Genomic DNA, 16,249 nt, shown 5'->3' with positions numbered 1-16,249 from the left:
GATACTGTGAATTGTTGCGACTTTTCGTCTGCTCTTATACATTTATCCACAAGTGTTGGCTGATTGGTATATACCTAGGTATATGATATATATAGGCTTTTATGTTTTCCCCAGATCGGAGCCATCTGTGAGGAAGGTTTTCCCGAAAGTCTCTGATATTTGTTTGCTGTGGGAAAATTCTGACAATGTGTTAATTCCCGCTACTAACAGACTCTAAGAATCAGAAAATCAAAAATAGATCTGAATTTCTTTTTTAAGAGAGACCCGGGAGAGGGATCACCAATGACTGATCGCAAAGTGATGAAAGTTCTAAGAGGGGAAACTGTTTTTCCACCTCCGATCTGGATGATGCGACAGGCCGGACGTTACCTTCCAGAATATAGAGAAGTCAGGAAGAATGCCGGAAGCTTTCTTGATTTGTGTTATTCCCCCGACCTTGCTGTTGAAGTGACTTTGCAGCCAATTCGCCGTTTTGGTTTTGATGCGGCAATTCTCTTTTCAGATATTCTTGTTGTTCCGCATGCGCTTGGACGTGATCTTCGCTTTGAAGAAGGTCGTGGTCCGCTGATGACCCCAATCGACAAGGATGGGATATTCTGGCTGGAATCTGCAGGTGCTGCAGACAGACTGGAACCGGTCTATGAGACGGTCCGACTGCTCAGACAACAATTGCCTGCAGAAACAACTCTGCTGGGCTTCTGTGGAGCTCCATGGACTGTTGCGACCTATATGATTGCAGGGCATGGAACACCGGATCAGGCTCCAGCGCGGCTGTTCGCCTATCGCGAACCCGAAGCGTTTAAAAAGCTGCTTGATGAACTCTCGGATGTATCAGCTGAATATCTGATACGGCAGATCAATGCCGGTGCAGATGCAGTTCAGATTTTTGACAGCTGGTCGGGTGTGCTCGACGAAGCCTGCTTTGAGCAGTTCTGCATCGCACCTGTCGAAAAGATTGTTCGAAAGGTTCGGGCGGTACATCCCGATGTGCCGATTATCGGGTTTCCCAAGGGAGCTGGAGCGCTCTATACCAATTATCGCCAACGCACCGGCGTAACAGCATTGGGGTTGGACTGGTCCGTGCCGCTTTCCATGGCTTCGTCACTTCAGGGTCAGGGTGCAGTCCAAGGTAATCTTGATCCCTTGCGTGTGGTTGCGGGCGGTAAAGCAATAGATGATGGCGTTGATGCCATTATAGATGCACTCGGCCAGGGGCCTTTGATATTCAACCTCGGTCATGGGATTACCCCGGATGCTCCGGTTTCTCATGTTGAGCAGATGATAAATCGCGTGCGTCTGGCTAAATAAGGAGAGTGCCGTGAGCAGTTCACCAGATACAAGCAGGGTTCCGGTTCTACCACGTTTGATCATGGTTGCCGTCGCTGTTGCTGTGGTTGGTCTGGTTCTGCTTTATCCGGACAGAGCTTATCTCTGGGTCAAGGCCATCCATGTAATTGCCGTCATTTCGTGGATGGCCGGTATGCTCTACCTGCCCCGTCTATTTGTTTACCATTGTGCTGCAGAACCGGGCTCTGTTCAGTCCGAGACATTCAAGATCATGGAGAATCGTCTTCTTAAGGCGATTATCAATCCTGCAATGGGACTTACATGGCTCGCCGGACTTTGGCTTGCCTGGCAAAGTCAGGCATATTTGGATGGCTGGTTCCATGTAAAGTTTCTGGCAGTTATTCTTCTGTCAGGTGTACATGGCTTTTTTTCCAAGGCAGTTAGGCTTTTTTCAGAGGATAAAAACCAGAAATCGGCCCGTTTCTGGCGATTGATGAATGAAGTCCCTACATTACTTATGATCGTTATCGTGATTATGGTCATCATTAGGCCATTTTGATTCATCATAAAAACTACAGTCTTATATCAATAGGACTCATGAAACCTCTTGCCCTCGACTGGTCTATTGGCTAGATAGGGGCTCTTCCTACGGAAATACCGCCATAGCATCTCCGGCCATTTCACTATGGCACTGCATTCAGGCAACGTCATTTCCCTTCCCCATTTCAAACAACAAGAATTAGAGTTCCGCACACATGCAGGAAATGAAACTACAAGAACTTAAGAACAAAACCGCGGTAGACCTTCTGGCTTTCGCGGAGACGCTGGAAGTTGAAAATGCCAGCGTCATGCGCAAGCAGGAATTAATGTTTGCGATCCTCAAAAAACTTGCCTCTCAGGAAGTCGAGATCATCGGCGAAGGTGTGGTTGAGATTTTGCAGGACGGTTTCGGCTTTATGCGTTCCGCCAATGCCAATTATCTCCCTGGCCCTGATGATATTTATATTTCGCCATCGCAGATCCGGCGCTTTTCTCTGAAAACCGGTGATACCGTAGAAGGTCCTATCCGCGGACCAAAAGAAGGTGAACGTTATTTCGCACTTCTGAAAGTCAATACGGTCAATTTTGAAGACCCAGAAAAGATTCGTCATAAAATCCATTTTGATAACCTGACGCCGCTTTATCCCAATGAGCGTTTCAAGATGGAGCTGGAAAATCCGACGACAAAAGATTTGTCGGCTCGTGTTATCGATTTGGTGGCACCACTTGGTAAAGGCCAGCGCGGCCTCATCGTCGCCCCGCCACGTACGGGTAAAACTGTTCTTCTGCAGAACATCGCCCACTCAATCACTGCAAATCATCCTGAATGCTATCTGATCGTTCTTCTCATCGATGAACGTCCGGAAGAAGTGACGGATATGCAGCGTTCCGTAAAAGGTGAAGTTGTCTCTTCAACATTCGACGAGCCAGCATCGCGCCACGTACAAGTTGCGGAAATGGTTATTGAGAAGGCTAAACGTCTTGTTGAACATGGCCGAGATGTGGTTATTCTACTCGATTCAATCACGCGTCTTGGCCGCGCTTACAACACGGTCGTGCCATCATCAGGCAAGGTTTTGACCGGTGGTGTTGATGCCAATGCGTTGCAGCGTCCAAAACGCTTCTTCGGTGCAGCCCGTAATATTGAGGAAGGTGGTTCGCTGACGATTATTGCGACAGCGTTGATCGACACGGGCAGCCGTATGGATGAAGTTATCTTTGAAGAATTCAAGGGTACCGGTAACTCGGAAATTGTGCTCGACCGTAAGGTTGCCGACAAGCGCATCTTCCCGTCCATGGATATTCTCAAGTCCGGTACACGCAAGGAAGACTTGCTCGTGCCGCGTCAGGATTTGCAGAAGATTTTCGTTCTGCGCCGTATCCTGGCTCCAATGGGCACAACGGATGCTATCGAATTCCTTATCGACAAGCTGAAGCAGACCAAGACCAACAGCGACTTCTTTGATAATATGAATACTTAAACTCGGGAGCGAAGCAGGGCTTCAAGCTCTGCTTCTGTCTCAACCGGTGCAAGACAGACAAACCCGCGGCACAAAAAAGCTGCGGGTTTTTTTATGAGTACCCCGCCCCCACCGGGAACAAGTTCAATGGTTTGTTCTTCGATGTGTTTGATCCAAAGGTCGATACGACGAGGGTCCGGGTTCTGATTTGCGACATGCATTAAGGCATGTGTTTTTTCCGGCGTCACGATAACGAGCTTTGTTTGATCGAGCAGCAGGCTGGAGCTATTGAGTACTCCGGCTTGACCGTAGCGCTGTTGCAGAACCCGGCCGAGTGCATTTTCGGCTACGAGATTTACATGTTGCCGTAGCTGTTCATCATTGGACAGCAATGCCAGTCGTGCCAGTGCTTCGATAATCTGGCTGGTGGCGCTGGGAATTGCTTCGTCCTGATCACCTCGAACCCGTATGATTGTATCTGTGCTGTCATTTGCGCTAAGCGAGTAATCGCCATTCTCAGTTTGATGCCAAGCGTCCAGCATGCGTTTCCAATGCTTGGCAGCATCCATGTAATCGTCGTTTTGTGTGGCCTGATGTAGAGAAACAGCAGCATTGATCATGGTAGCGTAATCAGACGACAGGCCGGGAAATAATCGGGAATCTCCCAAAACTGAATGCGGTAACCGCCCATCAACCATAGATTCGGATACGGAACGATAGATACTTTCAGCAAGACTTATCCATTCGCTTCTACCAAACGCACGGCCAGCTTCCGCCAAGGCTCGAATCATCAAGCCGTTCCAGTCCGTCAGTGCTTTGTCGTCGCGTTCGGGACGAATGCGTTGATCCCGTATGACAAGCAATTTTTTTCGGGCATCAGCTAGTTTATTCTCGGTTCTTTCATCCAATAAAGCGATGGAATTCAGACGATTGAGAATGTTTTTACCTTCCCAATTACCCACTGAAGTAACGTCGTAAATGTTTCGAAACTCGTTGAATTCCAAAGGAATCTCGGCGTCGTGCCAGACATAGAAACGGCCCTCTTCGCCTTCGCTATCCGCGTCGAGGCTAGATGCGAATCTTCCATCCACCAGCATCTCGCGTTCGAGCCAAGCGATCGTCTCCTCGATTCGGCTACGGAACAACGTGTTACCGGAATCGCCAAAGGCGAATGTGGCGTGGCGGATAAATTGAGCATTGTCGTAAAGCATCTTTTCAAAGTGCGGTACGAGCCATGCATCATCCACTGAATATCGCGACAGTCCCCCGCCAAGGTGATCATAAATCCCGCCTTGAAGCATGGTTTCCAAGGTTTTGACAAATATGTCTCTGTGGGTTTCGTCACGATCACGGAGCCAGGATAGCCAGATAGTGTCCATGAAAGGTGCACTCGGAAACTTGGGAGCACCAGATAAGCCGCCTTTAACAGGGTCCATAGCCCCATAAATGTTGGATGCAAATTGGTTGAACAACGCCGGATCGATCTCGGTGCGCTCGGACTTGGCATCAAGACGTTCGCTGATATGTCGGGTTAGCGCTGTAACATTCTGATCAACGCGCTGGCGGTCATTTCGCCATACCCCATATATTGAACGTAGGACATCCAGAAATCCCGGCCTGCCATAATGCGAATGCTTGGGAAAATACGTGCCACCCCAAAACGGCTTTCCTTCAGGTGTCAAAAACATTGTCAGAGGCCAGCCGCCCTGCTCGCCCATTGCTCCAAGTGCTGCCATATAGATTTGGTCGATGTCAGGACGCTCTTCACGATCCACTTTGATGTTGATGTAAAGGTCGTTCATCAGGTGAGCAACTTCATTGTCTCCAAAACATTCATGAGCCATGACATGGCACCAATGGCACGCAGCATAGCCAACGGAAAGTAATATTGGCTTGTTGGTGGATATGGCTTCGTCCAAAGCAGACCTGCCCCACGGGCGCCAATGCACAGGATTATCAGCGTGTTGGCGTAAATAGGGGCTGGATTCTGTACCTAGGAGATTGGCCGCTTCAAACATGGATCACCTTACTCTTCCCCAACAACCTTAAGAGGGTTATCAAGACCTGTGTAGCAGGAAGTGTATGAAATGAATCATTTCTATGAAGAAACAATATTTGCGCTGTCGAGTGGCCGTCTTCCATCTGGGATAGCGGTCATGCGCATTTCTGGCCCACAGACTCGATTCGTTATCGAAACGATTTGCGGTAATCTTTTACCGAGAAAAGCAGAGTTGCGCTCTTTTAAAAACCGCAACGGCGGACTTATAGACAAGGGCTTAGCGCTGTTTTTCCCCGGTCCGAGCAGCTTTACAGGAGAAGACTGTGCCGAATTTCACCTGCATGGAGGTAAGGCTGTCGTCGATTCGATGATAACTGCCCTTTATGACTTCCCCGGCTGTAGAATGGCGGAGGCTGGAGAGTTTTCCCGTCGCGCCTATGCAAATGGCAAGTTTGATCTTACGGCTGCGGAAGGTCTGGCAGACCTTATTGCGGCTGAGACGGATAGCCAGAGACGCTTGGCTTTGCAGATTTCATCAGGAGCACAGGCGCAGCTTTATGCCAGCTGGCGCACAGATCTCATACGTGCACGCGCCCTTATAGAAGCCGAACTGGACTTTGCAGATGAATCAGATGTGCCAGGTTCCGTTTCCGACCAGGTTTGGAAGCAGATGGGAAGCCTGGCAGAACAGATCAACAGGCATGTGCGCGACGGGAAGCGCGGATTTATCGTACGAGACGGCTATAAAGTCGTTATTATAGGTGCGCCGAATGCGGGCAAATCCAGTCTTTTAAATACGTTGGCGGGAACGGATGTTGCTATTGTTTCTGACGAGGCAGGTACCACACGGGATCTTATCGAAATCAAGCTCGATCTGGGTGGTATCAATGTGCTTGTGACTGACACCGCAGGTATTCGCGAAACGCTGGGAGCTGTTGAGAAGATCGGGATTGAACGGGCATTAGATCGCGCCGCAAACGCTGATCTTGTTTTAGCTCTTTATGATTTATCCAATCCAATTGAAATGCTCAGTGATGTGGCGAGTGACAATGTCCTTCGCATAGGGACAAAGCTGGACTTGGTCCATTCAGAAATTGCGGGATACGATCTTTTGATTTCGACAAGTACCAATGTTGGAATCAAAGAAATGGTTGAAGCTCTATCTCAAAAGGCCACAGAAGCGACTGGAGAAATAAGCGATCCTCTTCCAACACGACGCAGGCATATGGAATTATTGAGTGCCGCCAGCATCGAATTGAGGGCAGCGATTGACGACGAGAGTGCGCCACTAGAGGTTCGAGCTGAGTATCTTAGGCGTGCGTCTCATTCACTTGGCCGAATTACCGGCGACGTTGATGTTGAGGATATATTGGATGTTGTCTTTTCACAATTTTGTATCGGCAAATGATTCACGTGAAACATTGGGAGCGTTGAAAACATATTTAATGCCACTTTTTATATTCATAACTTAAAACTCAGAAATGTTTCACGTGAAACATCGTTTATCGGGTTATACTTGACTCACAGCACGGTTTTGCCCATCTAGAGGCGAAATCGAATCCAGAAAGTTTTGCATCGTGCAGAGATCATTTGACGTTGTCATTATTGGTGGTGGGCATGCAGGCTGTGAAGCTGCTGCTGCTTCCGCTCGCTCTGGTGCACGAACTGCATTGGTCACCCATAGAGCCGACACAATTGGTGTGATGTCGTGTAATCCTGCAATTGGCGGTTTGGGAAAAGGCCACTTGGTCAGAGAGATTGATGCCATGGACGGCCTCATGGGGCGGGTAGCTGATGCTGCTGGCATTCAGTTCAGACTGCTCAACCGGCGAAAAGGACCGGCTGTTCGTGGGCCTCGCACGCAGGCCGATCGGAAGCTTTATCGATTGGCAATGCAAAACGCTATTGCAGAACAGGCAAATCTCGAAGTCGTAGAAGGCGGTGCAAACGATCTGGTCATTAAGGATGGCAAAGTTGTTGGCGTCCAGTTGATGAATGGACAAATAGTCGATTGCGCTGCAGTTGTCCTGACCACAGGAACATTTCTGCGCGGGCTTATTCACATAGGTGAAAGACAGATTCCCGCTGGTCGCATGGGTGAAGCTCCGGCGCTGGGACTTTCAGATACGTTGCAGCAGCAAGGTTTTTCACTGGGACGTTTAAAGACTGGGACACCACCAAGGCTGGACGGCAAATCAATCGACTGGGCAAGTTTGGAAATGCAGTCGGCCGATGAGAATCCCCTGCCCTTTTCGTTAATGACAGATTCGATTGTAAATCAGCAGATCGATTGCGGGATTACGCGAACCACACAAGAGACACACAAGGTTATTCGAGAAAACATTCACCGCTCAGCCATGTATTCCGGATCAATTGAAGGAATAGGCCCACGATACTGCCCCTCGATTGAAGATAAAATTGTGAAGTTTGGTGATCGGGACGGACATCAGATATTTCTTGAGCCGGAAGGCCTGGATGATGACACTGTATATCCCAATGGAATTTCGACCTCCCTTCCCGAGAGCGTACAACTGGACATTCTCAAGACAATACCAGGGCTTGAGCATGCTATCATGCTCCAGCCAGGTTACGCTATTGAATACGATTTTATCGATCCACGCGAGCTGGATCGCAGTTTGCAGACGCGCCGAATTGCAGGCCTCTTTCTGGCTGGGCAAATAAATGGCACAACCGGTTACGAAGAAGCCGCAGCACAGGGCCTCTTGGCAGGTCTCAACGCAGCTAGGGTGGCCGGTGGCTCGAAGCCCATTATAATGCAAAGAACTGAAGCCTATATTGGCGTCATGGTCGATGATCTGACTGCTCGCGGTGTAAGTGAACCCTATCGTATGTTTACGTCGCGAGCGGAATTCAGACTGTCTTTACGCGCAGATAATGCAGACGAGCGCCTTACTTCCTTGGCTGGTGAAATTGGTATTCTTGGACGTAGCCGCGAAGTTCGATTTAAACAGCGTACAGAAGCGCTGGATCGCGCGCGGGATTTGGCAAAAACCTTGATGATCACGCCCAATGCAGCGGCACAGGCTGGTTTGCGCTTGAATCAAGATGGCGTCCGGCGTACCGCCTATGATCTTATGGCTTTCCCCGACATAGATTTGCAACGCGTCAGGGAAATATGGCCCGAATTACGCAGTATTGATTCTCGTATTGGTGAAGCTCTCGAGATTGAAGCCCAGTACGCGGTTTATCTTGATCGTCAGAAGAGCGATGTTGCAGCAATGCAGCGTGATGAAATGTTGCTTATTCCGCCAGGCCTGGACTTCAGCGCGACTGCGGGTTTGTCAAACGAGCTGAAACAAAAGCTAAAGCTGCGTCAGCCTGGCACGATCGCCGAAGCACAACGTATTGATGGAATGACGCCAGCTGCTTTGGCATTGATAATTACGCAAATCAGGCGTTCGTCAAGTGGAAAAGCCGCGTGACCGCTGATCGGGAGAAAAGCCTTAGAAAGGTTCTTCCACATGTTTCACGTGAAACATTGGAAGATTTGTTTGCATTTGAGGAGCTTTTCAGAAAGTGGTCCAAGGCAATCAATTTGGCATCTCCATCAACGCTTGATCAATTGTGGGAACGACACATTATTGATAGCGCTCAACTTTTTCGATTCGCGCCATCGGCAAAACGCTGGCTTGATCTTGGCTCCGGCGGTGGCTTTCCGGGAATTATTCTCGGGATTCTCCTAAAAGGATCCGAGGCTGCGGAAATTGATCTGGTGGAAAGTAACTCCAAAAAAGCGGCATTTCTGCGTACTGCAATTGGATTACTATCGCTGCCTGCTAACGTTCATGCAGCAAGAATCGATGCTGCATGGGAAAAAATAGCTGTGCCAGACATTATTACCGCGCGGGCATTGGCTTCATTAAGTGGGTTGTTCACCCTTGCTGAACCTTGGTTGACCAATGGAGCCACGGCGCTTTTTCAAAAAGGACGGGATTATCGCCGTGAGATTGACGAAACCCGTGACGGCTGGGTATTTGATCTGGTAGAACATAAAAGTGCGGTTGATCAGGATTCGGTCGTTTTGCAAATCAGTAATCTTCGACGAGTTTGAATTACACTGAACACCTGCATCCCGTTTGATCGGCAACGAACAGTTTAAATGTTCAGGAAAAGTCAATGAACAGCCAGACTCGTATTATAACCATAGCCAATCAGAAGGGCGGCGTGGGTAAAACAACGACCGCTATCAACCTTGCTACTGCGCTGGCTGCAATTGGCGAGAATGTGCTTATTGTTGATCTCGATCCACAAGGAAATGCCAGCACCGGTCTTGGGATTGATCGAAAGAGCCGAGCTATATCATCATACGATGTGTTGATGCAAAGCGCGACTGTTGAAGAGGCGGCGGTTCCTACAGCTGTTCCAAGCCTGTCTTTAATTCCTTCTACGCTCGATCTTCTCGGCGTTGAAATGGAGATTGCCAATGCTTCAGACCGGGCAACGCGGCTGCGTAAGGCTTTCCGAGGTAATTCCGCAGCATCACAATTCACCTATATCCTTATAGACTGCCCCCCCTCCCTCAATCTTTTGACTATGAATGCAATGGCAACTGCCGATTCTGTGCTGGTTCCGTTGCAGTGCGAATTCTTTGCGCTTGAAGGTTTGAGCCAGTTGCTCGAAACCGTCAGTCAAGTCCGTACATCGCTCAATCCGGCGTTGACAATTCAAGGCATCGTTCTGACCATGTATGATGGTCGGAACAATCTGGCTACACAGGTTGTGGATGATGTTCGCTCATTTATGGGCGATAAGGTTTATCGCACCGTTATTCCAAGAAATGTGCGCGTGTCTGAAGCGCCTTCCTACGGAATACCCGCTATTCTTTATGATTTGAAGTGTGCAGGCAGCCAAGCTTATCTGCAACTTGCGTCAGAAGTTATTCAGAGAGAGCGGCTTTTGCGAGCCGCTTGATCGATTCGTTAACGAAACATTTTTGAGAGCCTGCGACAATGAATGAAGATCTGTCAAAGAAACGCCTTGGACGTGGCCTTGCTGCACTTATCGGGGAAATGGATCGCGTCCCGGACGAAGCGGCGGCTCCTGTCGCGACTTTAGACAGACAAATTCCAATAGAATTTATCGCGCGCAACCCGCGCAACCCACGCAGATTGTTTACAGAGGCCGATCTGGAAGACCTGACAAATTCCATACGTGAGCATGGCATTGTGCAGCCTGTGGTTGTCAGGTTGGCCAAGGATTCAACCGATAGATACGAACTGATCGCAGGCGAGCGCCGCTGGCGCGCAGCGCAACGCGCGGGCTTGACCAGCGTGCCGGTAATCATTCGTGAAGTTGATGATCGTGTCGCTCTGGAGCTGGCAATTATTGAAAACGTGCAGCGTGCCGACCTTAATCCGCTGGAAGAAGGCATGGGATATCAACAGCTTATCGATGATCATGACTACACGCAGTCGGATTTGGCCCAAGTCATCGGCAAAAGCCGTAGCCATGTTGCCAATACACTTCGACTGCTAAAATTGCCTGAACCAGTACGGGATTTGATCACTAACGGTTCTCTTTCTGCCGGTCATGCCCGAACATTGATCACTGCGGATAATCCTGCAGCCTTGGCGGACAAGATTGTTCGTGATGGCCTGTCGGTTCGTCAGGCTGAAGCCTTGGCACAGGGTGAAGGTGGAAAGCAGCAAGCCCCTAAAGCCAAAGCGCCTGATGAAAAAGATGCGGACACGCAGGCGCTTGAAAAGTTGCTATCTGATGTCATGGGCATGCGCGTTACGGTCAATCACCTCAACAAGGGTGGCGATGTTCGCATTCATTACACAACGCTTGAACAGCTGGATGAAATTTGCCAGCGTCTGCAAAATCGTACCAAATGGGGCGGGTTGGCCTGAGACAGCAGAATCTTAGCGCCCGTTGCTGCTGCGTCCGGCTCGGGCTGCTTCTGCAACCAAAGCTATCATTGTTTGACGAATGATCGGAATAGAGAGCGCGCTGTTACGCCTGCTCTCGAGAACAGTCTTTTGCAGCCGTTCTATTGCTCTGGCGCAGGAGGCAGTTGACCAGCGCTGAAGCGCTGTTTCCATCAGTTTTTTCCTGGCAAAAAATACAGGTGGTCGTGCTGAGGCCACAGTGGCAGCAGCATTCTTGCCCTCTGTTTCCATGCCGTAACGGAGTGTTTGTAACATTTGAAACTGCCGAATTGCTGAACTAAGGATCAAAAAGCTTGGGCTACCCGTGTTTACGACGCGATCAAACGCAGATGTGAAATCAGTCAGATTGCCGGTGATCATGGCATCGATAATTGTCTCATAGGACGTTGCGCTGACATCACCGATAATATCACGGACGTCCTCAATAGTTATTCTCTCTTTGCCATGAGCATAAAGGCAAATTTTCTCCAGCTCGGCACGGGTGGCCAACCTGTCACCACCAAGACTTTCTTTCAGCAGGTTACGCGCATCCAAAGCGATCTGCAGCTGGTTTCTCGTCAGCATGTCATCAATTGTGCTATCGATGCCGCGTGCATCGTCGCTATAGCAGGGCAGTGCCATTGCACTGGCGCTCTGCTCGACGATACCGCGCAAGCCAGCCCCCTTTTTGAGGTCACCAGCTTCGATGAGAATGAAGGTTGCTACTGGTGGATTTTTGGTCAGATGTGAAACAGCATCAGCCAATCCCTTTTGGGCAGATGCATTTCTAACCCAGATCAGCCGCTCTCCACCAAACATGGATATGGTGTTAGCTTCATCTGACAGCCGTCCTGGTTCGGCCTGTACAATGTCCGCGTCGAGCCGAATAACGGCAAAGGGATCATCCTTTGCCAGCCCGGTCATTGTAATAAAGAGATCAGCTCTTTCGCTGACAAGACCCTTGTCAGGCCCGTAAAGCAAAACGATTGGATAACTACGATCCAAACGCTTCAGGAACGAATCTACTTCATGAGCTTTTTTCTGTGCCATAGGGCAATGGTTTAGCTATTTAGCCGGACATTGCAATTGTCATATCAACTGCATTGTAGATCAGGCATCTAGCAGGGTGAACGAATGGAAAATCCGAAAGCTCAGCATTGCGATTCGTGTTGAAGCGATGCGATGGAGGGCATCGAAGTTCGGTATTCATGTCCAGAATAGCAAAAAGGCCCAGGTAAACCTGAGCCTTTTGATCTTCGGACAACTGGAGCGGGAGAAGGGATTCGAACCCTCGACCCCAACCTTGGCAAGGTTGTGCTCTACCCCTGAGCTACTCCCGCATGTGCCAGTTAGTCTTGCGAAGCGGGTGCTATATGACCCAAGCGCTGACCAATTGCAACAGGGAAAATTGGACTTTCTTTCGATATCCGTAAAATTTCCAGATTGTGCAGCGAAGTCTCAGGGTTTTGCTTGAGACAACGCGCCCAAGTCATTAGACAGGTTGCCGGAAGCGCGCGCCGCATGCAGGAGGATACATGCCCAAGTCGATTGAAGAGTTGATGCAATTTATCGGGGATCTTGGCATTGAAGTATCTACGGTTCGCCACGCTGCAGTTTTTACCGTTGCAGAGGCTCAGGCTTTGCGTGGGCAAATCACCGGGGCCCATACCAAGAACCTGTTTCTTAAAGACAAGAAAGACAACTTTTTTCTGCTGACAGTTGACGAAGAAGCAGAGGTTGATCTTAAAACCATTCATACCAAGATCGGCGCGGCGAGCCGGGTTTCGTTCGGTAAACCCGAAAAACTGCTCGAATATCTCGGGCTTACCCCAGGTTCTGTCAGTGTGCTTGGGGTCATCAATGATGAAGACCACAATGTGAAGGTTGTGCTTGATGAGAGCCTGTTTCAACACGCAAGTATCAATGCCCACCCGCTAACCAACGAAGCAACAACATCGATAAGCCCAGATGATCTTTTGCGATTTCTCGAAGCGACCGGGCACTCGCCTCTGATCTTGAAAATCGAGGCTTCAGACCCGAACTGAGTGTTCTAGAATATGCCGGTACCAGCGGCAGTTGATTCATCCAAAGGTGACGGAGAGTTTCATGAGCAATACAGATAATCCGTTTGGTGGCGGTTATGGCAGCGGTTCCGCAACAACAACGCTGACTTTCGGTTCCGCTGACGCGCAAGCTCCAACAGCAGTCGATGTCATAAAGGATACAACAACGGCAGGCTTTTCGGTTGACGTGATTGCTGAATCAAAAAACCAGCCTGTTCTGGTTGATTTTTGGGCTCCGTGGTGCGGACCATGCAAGCAGCTTACGCCAATTCTGGAAAAAGCCGTTCAGGCCGCTGGCGGTCGAGTAAAGCTCGTCAAAATGAATATCGATGATCATCCGGCGATTGCCGGGCAACTGGGTATCCAGTCAATACCTGCCGTTATCGCCTTTGCCGATGGTAAGCCTGTAGATGGCTTCATGGGAGCGCTGCCGGAATCCAAGGTGAAGGAATTTATCGACAAGGTTGCTTCACCAGATGGTGGGCGTGATGAGGCGATTAAAGAGGCACTTGCTACGGCTACCCAATTGGTTGAAGCAGCGGACTTTGAACAGGCTGCCCAGATTTACTCAGCGGTGCTGGGAGAGGTTCCGGATCATGTCGCCGCCCTTGCAGGGCTGGCTAATTGTCTGATTGAGCTTGGAGATATTCAAGCCGCGCAGGCGACGCTAGAGTCGGTTCCGCCCGCAGGTAAGGAAGATGCTGGTGTCCGGGCGGCGCACGCTAAAATCACATTGGCGTTGCAGGTGGCCGAACTTGGTGACCCATCAGCTTTGGAAGCCCGCCTTAAGGCAAACCCGGCAGATCATCAGGCGAGATACGATCTGGCCATGATCCTCAATGCCAAGGACCAGCGTGATGAAGCAGCCGATCATCTTCTCGCCATTATGAAGGCGGATCGTACCTGGAATGATGATGGCGCTCGTAAACAGCTCCTGCAGTTGTTCGAGGCTTGGGGAGCCGGCGACCCGGCTTCCATGAGTGCCCGTCGCAAACTGTCCTCTCTGCTGTTTTCCTGACAAGTATAGTATACAGAGAAGCAGGTTAAAGGGCGTCTGGCCCGGAGCAAGTTATGCAAGCTGGAAATGTTCGCTATCGCACACTGGACGATATTCCGGAAAGCGTGCCGATCTTCCCTCTCTCGGGCGCTTTGCTGCTTCCGGGCGGGCAATTGCCACTCAACATTTTTGAGCTGCGTTACCTCGCAATGATAGAGGCCGCACTTGGCTCTAAGCGCATTATTGGCATGATTCAGCCGCGCCTCGATCAAGAAGACGAAGAGGGGCTTGAGCTGAGTGAAGTGGGCTGTCTTGGCCGGATAACTTCATTTGCTGAGACCGGTGATGGGCGTATTCTGGTTACGCTACAGGGTATTTGCCGTTTCAGGGTTGTGAAGGAACTTGCAACGCGTGCTCCTTTCCGCCAGTGCAAAATTGCTCCGTTACGTGCCGATCTTGATGAAGCGGATGACAGTGAGGTAGACAGAGCTGCATTGCTGCGGGTTTTTCGAGCCTATCTTGATGCAAACAGCCTTGAAGCTGATTGGGAGGGCATATCGCGGGCCGGCAATGAGACGCTGGTTAATGCCCTTGCCATGATGTCACCGTTCGGCGCTGCGGAAAAACAGGCCTTGCTTGAGGCTGCGGATCTGAAAACCAGAGCCGAAACCTTGATTGCCATTACCGAGATTGCGCTGGCAAAAGATCAGGATGACTATGAATCAAGTCTCCAATAGGGGCTCGCTATGACAGAAGCTGATCGTGAAACAACGCTTGATCGAAAGTTGCTGGAACTTCTGGTCTGCCCGCTGACCAAGGGGCCTTTGATCTATGATCAGGAAAAATCCGAGCTGATCTCGAAGAAGGCGCGCCTTGCCTATCCCGTGCGAGATGGCATTCCCATCATGCTGCCTTCCGAGGCTAGGGCTATCGAAGAGTGATAAACTCGCATAGCTTGCTCCAACGCACTATATAGGCCGTAAATACCTCCATTAGGAACTGTTATGGCCAGAAGTAATCAAACGGCTGACTGGGCTAATCGCCTGTCACCTTCAATTGCCGAAATAGAATCGCTTGCAATCGAAGCCTATGCGCATTTGCCTGAAACTTTTCGGAGTCTTTGCGGCGAAATCACTATGCAAATTTCAGAGTTTCCCGACGATCAGATCGTTGAAGACATGGGACTGGAGTCGCCTTTCGATCTCATGGGGCTCTTCGAAGGCAATGGTATCAGTGAAAGATTTTCGCTGCAGACCGGCCAGCAAACCAATCGTATTACGATCTATCGGCGCGCAGTTCTCGATTATTGGGCAGAATATGAGGAGAGTCTGGGCGATATTGTCACGCATGTTCTTATTCACGAAATCGGGCATCATTTTGGATTGTCCGACGAGGAGATGGAACGTATAGAAGCGAGCGTAGAATAGCCTGACGGGAGATTGCCTTGACTGCCGATTTTGCCACGCCTTACGTGCTCTATGAGAGTCTCAAATCCGCATGGAGTTCAGAAAGCTCAGCCTCCTGGTCCACTGAAAACCCGGCTAAAGGACAGTGCAGTGTAACATCACTGATAGTGCAGGACATATTTGGCGGTTCTATTCTCAAAACCAAGACTTATGGCGGTACGCATTTCTACAATCTGATTGATGGTGTGCGTTGGGATATGACGGTCAGCCAGTTTGACCGACCTATACCTTTTGAAGACAAGCCAACCACCCGCGATGAGGCAATGGCCGATACGTCAGAACCTCAATATCAGGCGTTGAGGTATCGGCTGGGTATTTAATGATCGCTGAGTTTTGTTGTTCCGGGCACATAGTCGACACCATCGACATCCTTGACCACGGCTTGACCGCATTGCATCACGCCGGTCACGGAATTGAATGCATATGTTGGTGAGCCATAGATATGCCAGCCCTTGTTAAGAGCAGCCGTTACCTTGTGGCAAAAGCTTGCGTCATCGGGGCCTGTCAAAAATCTGTAGAGCTTCATATCTGTATTCCAATTCCTAT

At 49.8% G+C, this 16,249-nt stretch carries 17 protein-coding genes and 1 tRNA gene; 14 read left to right on the top strand and 4 right to left on the bottom strand.

Annotated features, from left to right (window positions below; translation table 11 throughout):
- Positions 1-282: 282 nt before the first annotated feature.
- The 3 genes from hemE (at position 283) to rho (ending at position 3,308) form a co-directional block, all read left to right on the top strand.
- A complete protein-coding gene (hemE, locus tag PMI41_RS18215) occupies positions 283-1,308 on the top strand; it encodes a uroporphyrinogen decarboxylase (protein WP_008127307.1) in 1,026 nt (341 codons plus the stop codon).
- Between the two features lie 61 nt (positions 1,309-1,369).
- A complete protein-coding gene (gene hemJ / locus PMI41_RS18210) occupies positions 1,370-1,846 on the top strand; it encodes a protoporphyrinogen oxidase HemJ (protein WP_052025938.1) in 477 nt (158 codons plus the stop codon).
- Between the two features lie 196 nt (positions 1,847-2,042).
- Positions 2,043-3,308 (top strand): transcription termination factor Rho, encoded by a 1,266-nt coding sequence (rho, locus tag PMI41_RS18205; RefSeq protein WP_008127303.1) that lies wholly within the window; start codon positions 2,043-2,045, stop codon positions 3,306-3,308.
- On the opposite strand, the gene PMI41_RS18200 is transcribed toward rho, so the two are convergent.
- On the bottom strand, positions 3,305-5,305 hold the full coding sequence (locus PMI41_RS18200; RefSeq protein ID WP_008127300.1) for a thioredoxin domain-containing protein: 2,001 nt from the start codon (positions 5,303-5,305) through the stop codon (positions 3,305-3,307). The two genes, rho and PMI41_RS18200, sit on opposite strands and share 4 nt — an antisense overlap.
- A 69-nt stretch (positions 5,306-5,374) precedes the next feature.
- On the opposite strand from PMI41_RS18200, the gene mnmE reads away from it, so the two are divergent.
- The 5 genes from mnmE to PMI41_RS18175 all read left to right on the top strand — a co-directional run bounded on the left by mnmE (position 5,375) and on the right by PMI41_RS18175 (position 11,159).
- Positions 5,375-6,694 (top strand): tRNA uridine-5-carboxymethylaminomethyl(34) synthesis GTPase MnmE, encoded by a 1,320-nt coding sequence (mnmE, locus tag PMI41_RS18195; protein ID WP_008127299.1) that lies wholly within the window; start codon positions 5,375-5,377, stop codon positions 6,692-6,694.
- A 169-nt stretch (positions 6,695-6,863) separates the two neighbouring features.
- Complete coding sequence (mnmG, locus tag PMI41_RS18190; protein WP_008127298.1) at positions 6,864-8,729, top strand: tRNA uridine-5-carboxymethylaminomethyl(34) synthesis enzyme MnmG; 1,866 nt, start codon at positions 6,864-6,866, stop codon at positions 8,727-8,729.
- Positions 8,726-9,358, top strand: a complete 633-nt coding sequence (rsmG, locus tag PMI41_RS18185) for a 16S rRNA (guanine(527)-N(7))-methyltransferase RsmG (RefSeq protein WP_008127296.1) — start codon at positions 8,726-8,728, stop codon at positions 9,356-9,358. Before mnmG ends, rsmG begins: the two co-directional genes overlap by 4 nt.
- 65 nt (positions 9,359-9,423) lie before the next feature.
- Complete coding sequence (locus PMI41_RS18180) at positions 9,424-10,218, top strand: ParA family protein (protein WP_008127294.1); 795 nt, start codon at positions 9,424-9,426, stop codon at positions 10,216-10,218.
- A 38-nt stretch (positions 10,219-10,256) separates the two neighbouring features.
- The gene (locus PMI41_RS18175; protein WP_008127292.1) at positions 10,257-11,159 is read left to right on the top strand and encodes a ParB/RepB/Spo0J family partition protein; all 903 of its coding nucleotides are present in this window, start codon (positions 10,257-10,259) and stop codon (positions 11,157-11,159) included.
- Positions 11,160-11,171: 12 nt separating this feature from the next.
- Here PMI41_RS18175 and holA read toward each other — a convergent pair whose 3' ends face one another.
- Positions 11,172-12,227, bottom strand: a complete 1,056-nt coding sequence (gene holA / locus PMI41_RS18170) for a DNA polymerase III subunit delta (protein ID WP_008127291.1) — start codon at positions 12,225-12,227, stop codon at positions 11,172-11,174.
- 215 nt (positions 12,228-12,442) lie between these two features.
- Positions 12,443-12,517: transfer RNA gene (locus tag PMI41_RS18160), tRNA-Gly, on the bottom strand.
- 195 nt (positions 12,518-12,712) lie between these two features.
- On the opposite strand from PMI41_RS18160, the gene PMI41_RS18155 reads away from it, so the two are divergent.
- From PMI41_RS18155 to PMI41_RS18130, 6 genes are all read left to right on the top strand, one after another.
- A complete protein-coding gene (locus PMI41_RS18155) occupies positions 12,713-13,222 on the top strand; it encodes a YbaK/EbsC family protein (RefSeq protein ID WP_008127288.1) in 510 nt (169 codons plus the stop codon).
- A gap of 61 nt (positions 13,223-13,283) precedes the next feature.
- Positions 13,284-14,258 (top strand): thioredoxin, encoded by a 975-nt coding sequence (gene trxA / locus PMI41_RS18150; protein WP_008127286.1) that lies wholly within the window; start codon positions 13,284-13,286, stop codon positions 14,256-14,258.
- A 53-nt stretch (positions 14,259-14,311) separates the two neighbouring features.
- Positions 14,312-14,974 (top strand): LON peptidase substrate-binding domain-containing protein, encoded by a 663-nt coding sequence (locus PMI41_RS18145; RefSeq protein ID WP_008127283.1) that lies wholly within the window; start codon positions 14,312-14,314, stop codon positions 14,972-14,974.
- Positions 14,975-14,983: 9 nt separating this feature from the next.
- A complete protein-coding gene (locus tag PMI41_RS18140; RefSeq protein ID WP_008127282.1) occupies positions 14,984-15,178 on the top strand; it encodes a Trm112 family protein in 195 nt (64 codons plus the stop codon).
- Positions 15,179-15,241: 63 nt separating this feature from the next.
- Positions 15,242-15,664, top strand: coding sequence for a metallopeptidase family protein (locus PMI41_RS18135; RefSeq protein WP_008127280.1), 423 nt, complete (start codon positions 15,242-15,244; stop codon positions 15,662-15,664).
- A 17-nt stretch (positions 15,665-15,681) separates the two neighbouring features.
- The gene (locus PMI41_RS18130; protein WP_008127278.1) at positions 15,682-16,023 is read left to right on the top strand and encodes a hypothetical protein; all 342 of its coding nucleotides are present in this window, start codon (positions 15,682-15,684) and stop codon (positions 16,021-16,023) included.
- On the opposite strand, the gene PMI41_RS18125 is transcribed toward PMI41_RS18130, so the two are convergent.
- On the bottom strand, positions 16,020-16,229 hold the full coding sequence (locus PMI41_RS18125) for a DUF1737 domain-containing protein (protein WP_008127276.1): 210 nt from the start codon (positions 16,227-16,229) through the stop codon (positions 16,020-16,022). The two genes, PMI41_RS18130 and PMI41_RS18125, sit on opposite strands and share 4 nt — an antisense overlap.
- Between the last annotated feature and the right edge of the window lie 20 nt (positions 16,230-16,249).

Origin of the sequence: Phyllobacterium sp. YR531, assembly GCF_000282595.1 — a bacterium.
Lineage (GTDB): Bacteria > Pseudomonadota > Alphaproteobacteria > Rhizobiales > Rhizobiaceae > Phyllobacterium.
This window is presented reverse-complemented; position numbering and strand designations above follow the sequence as displayed.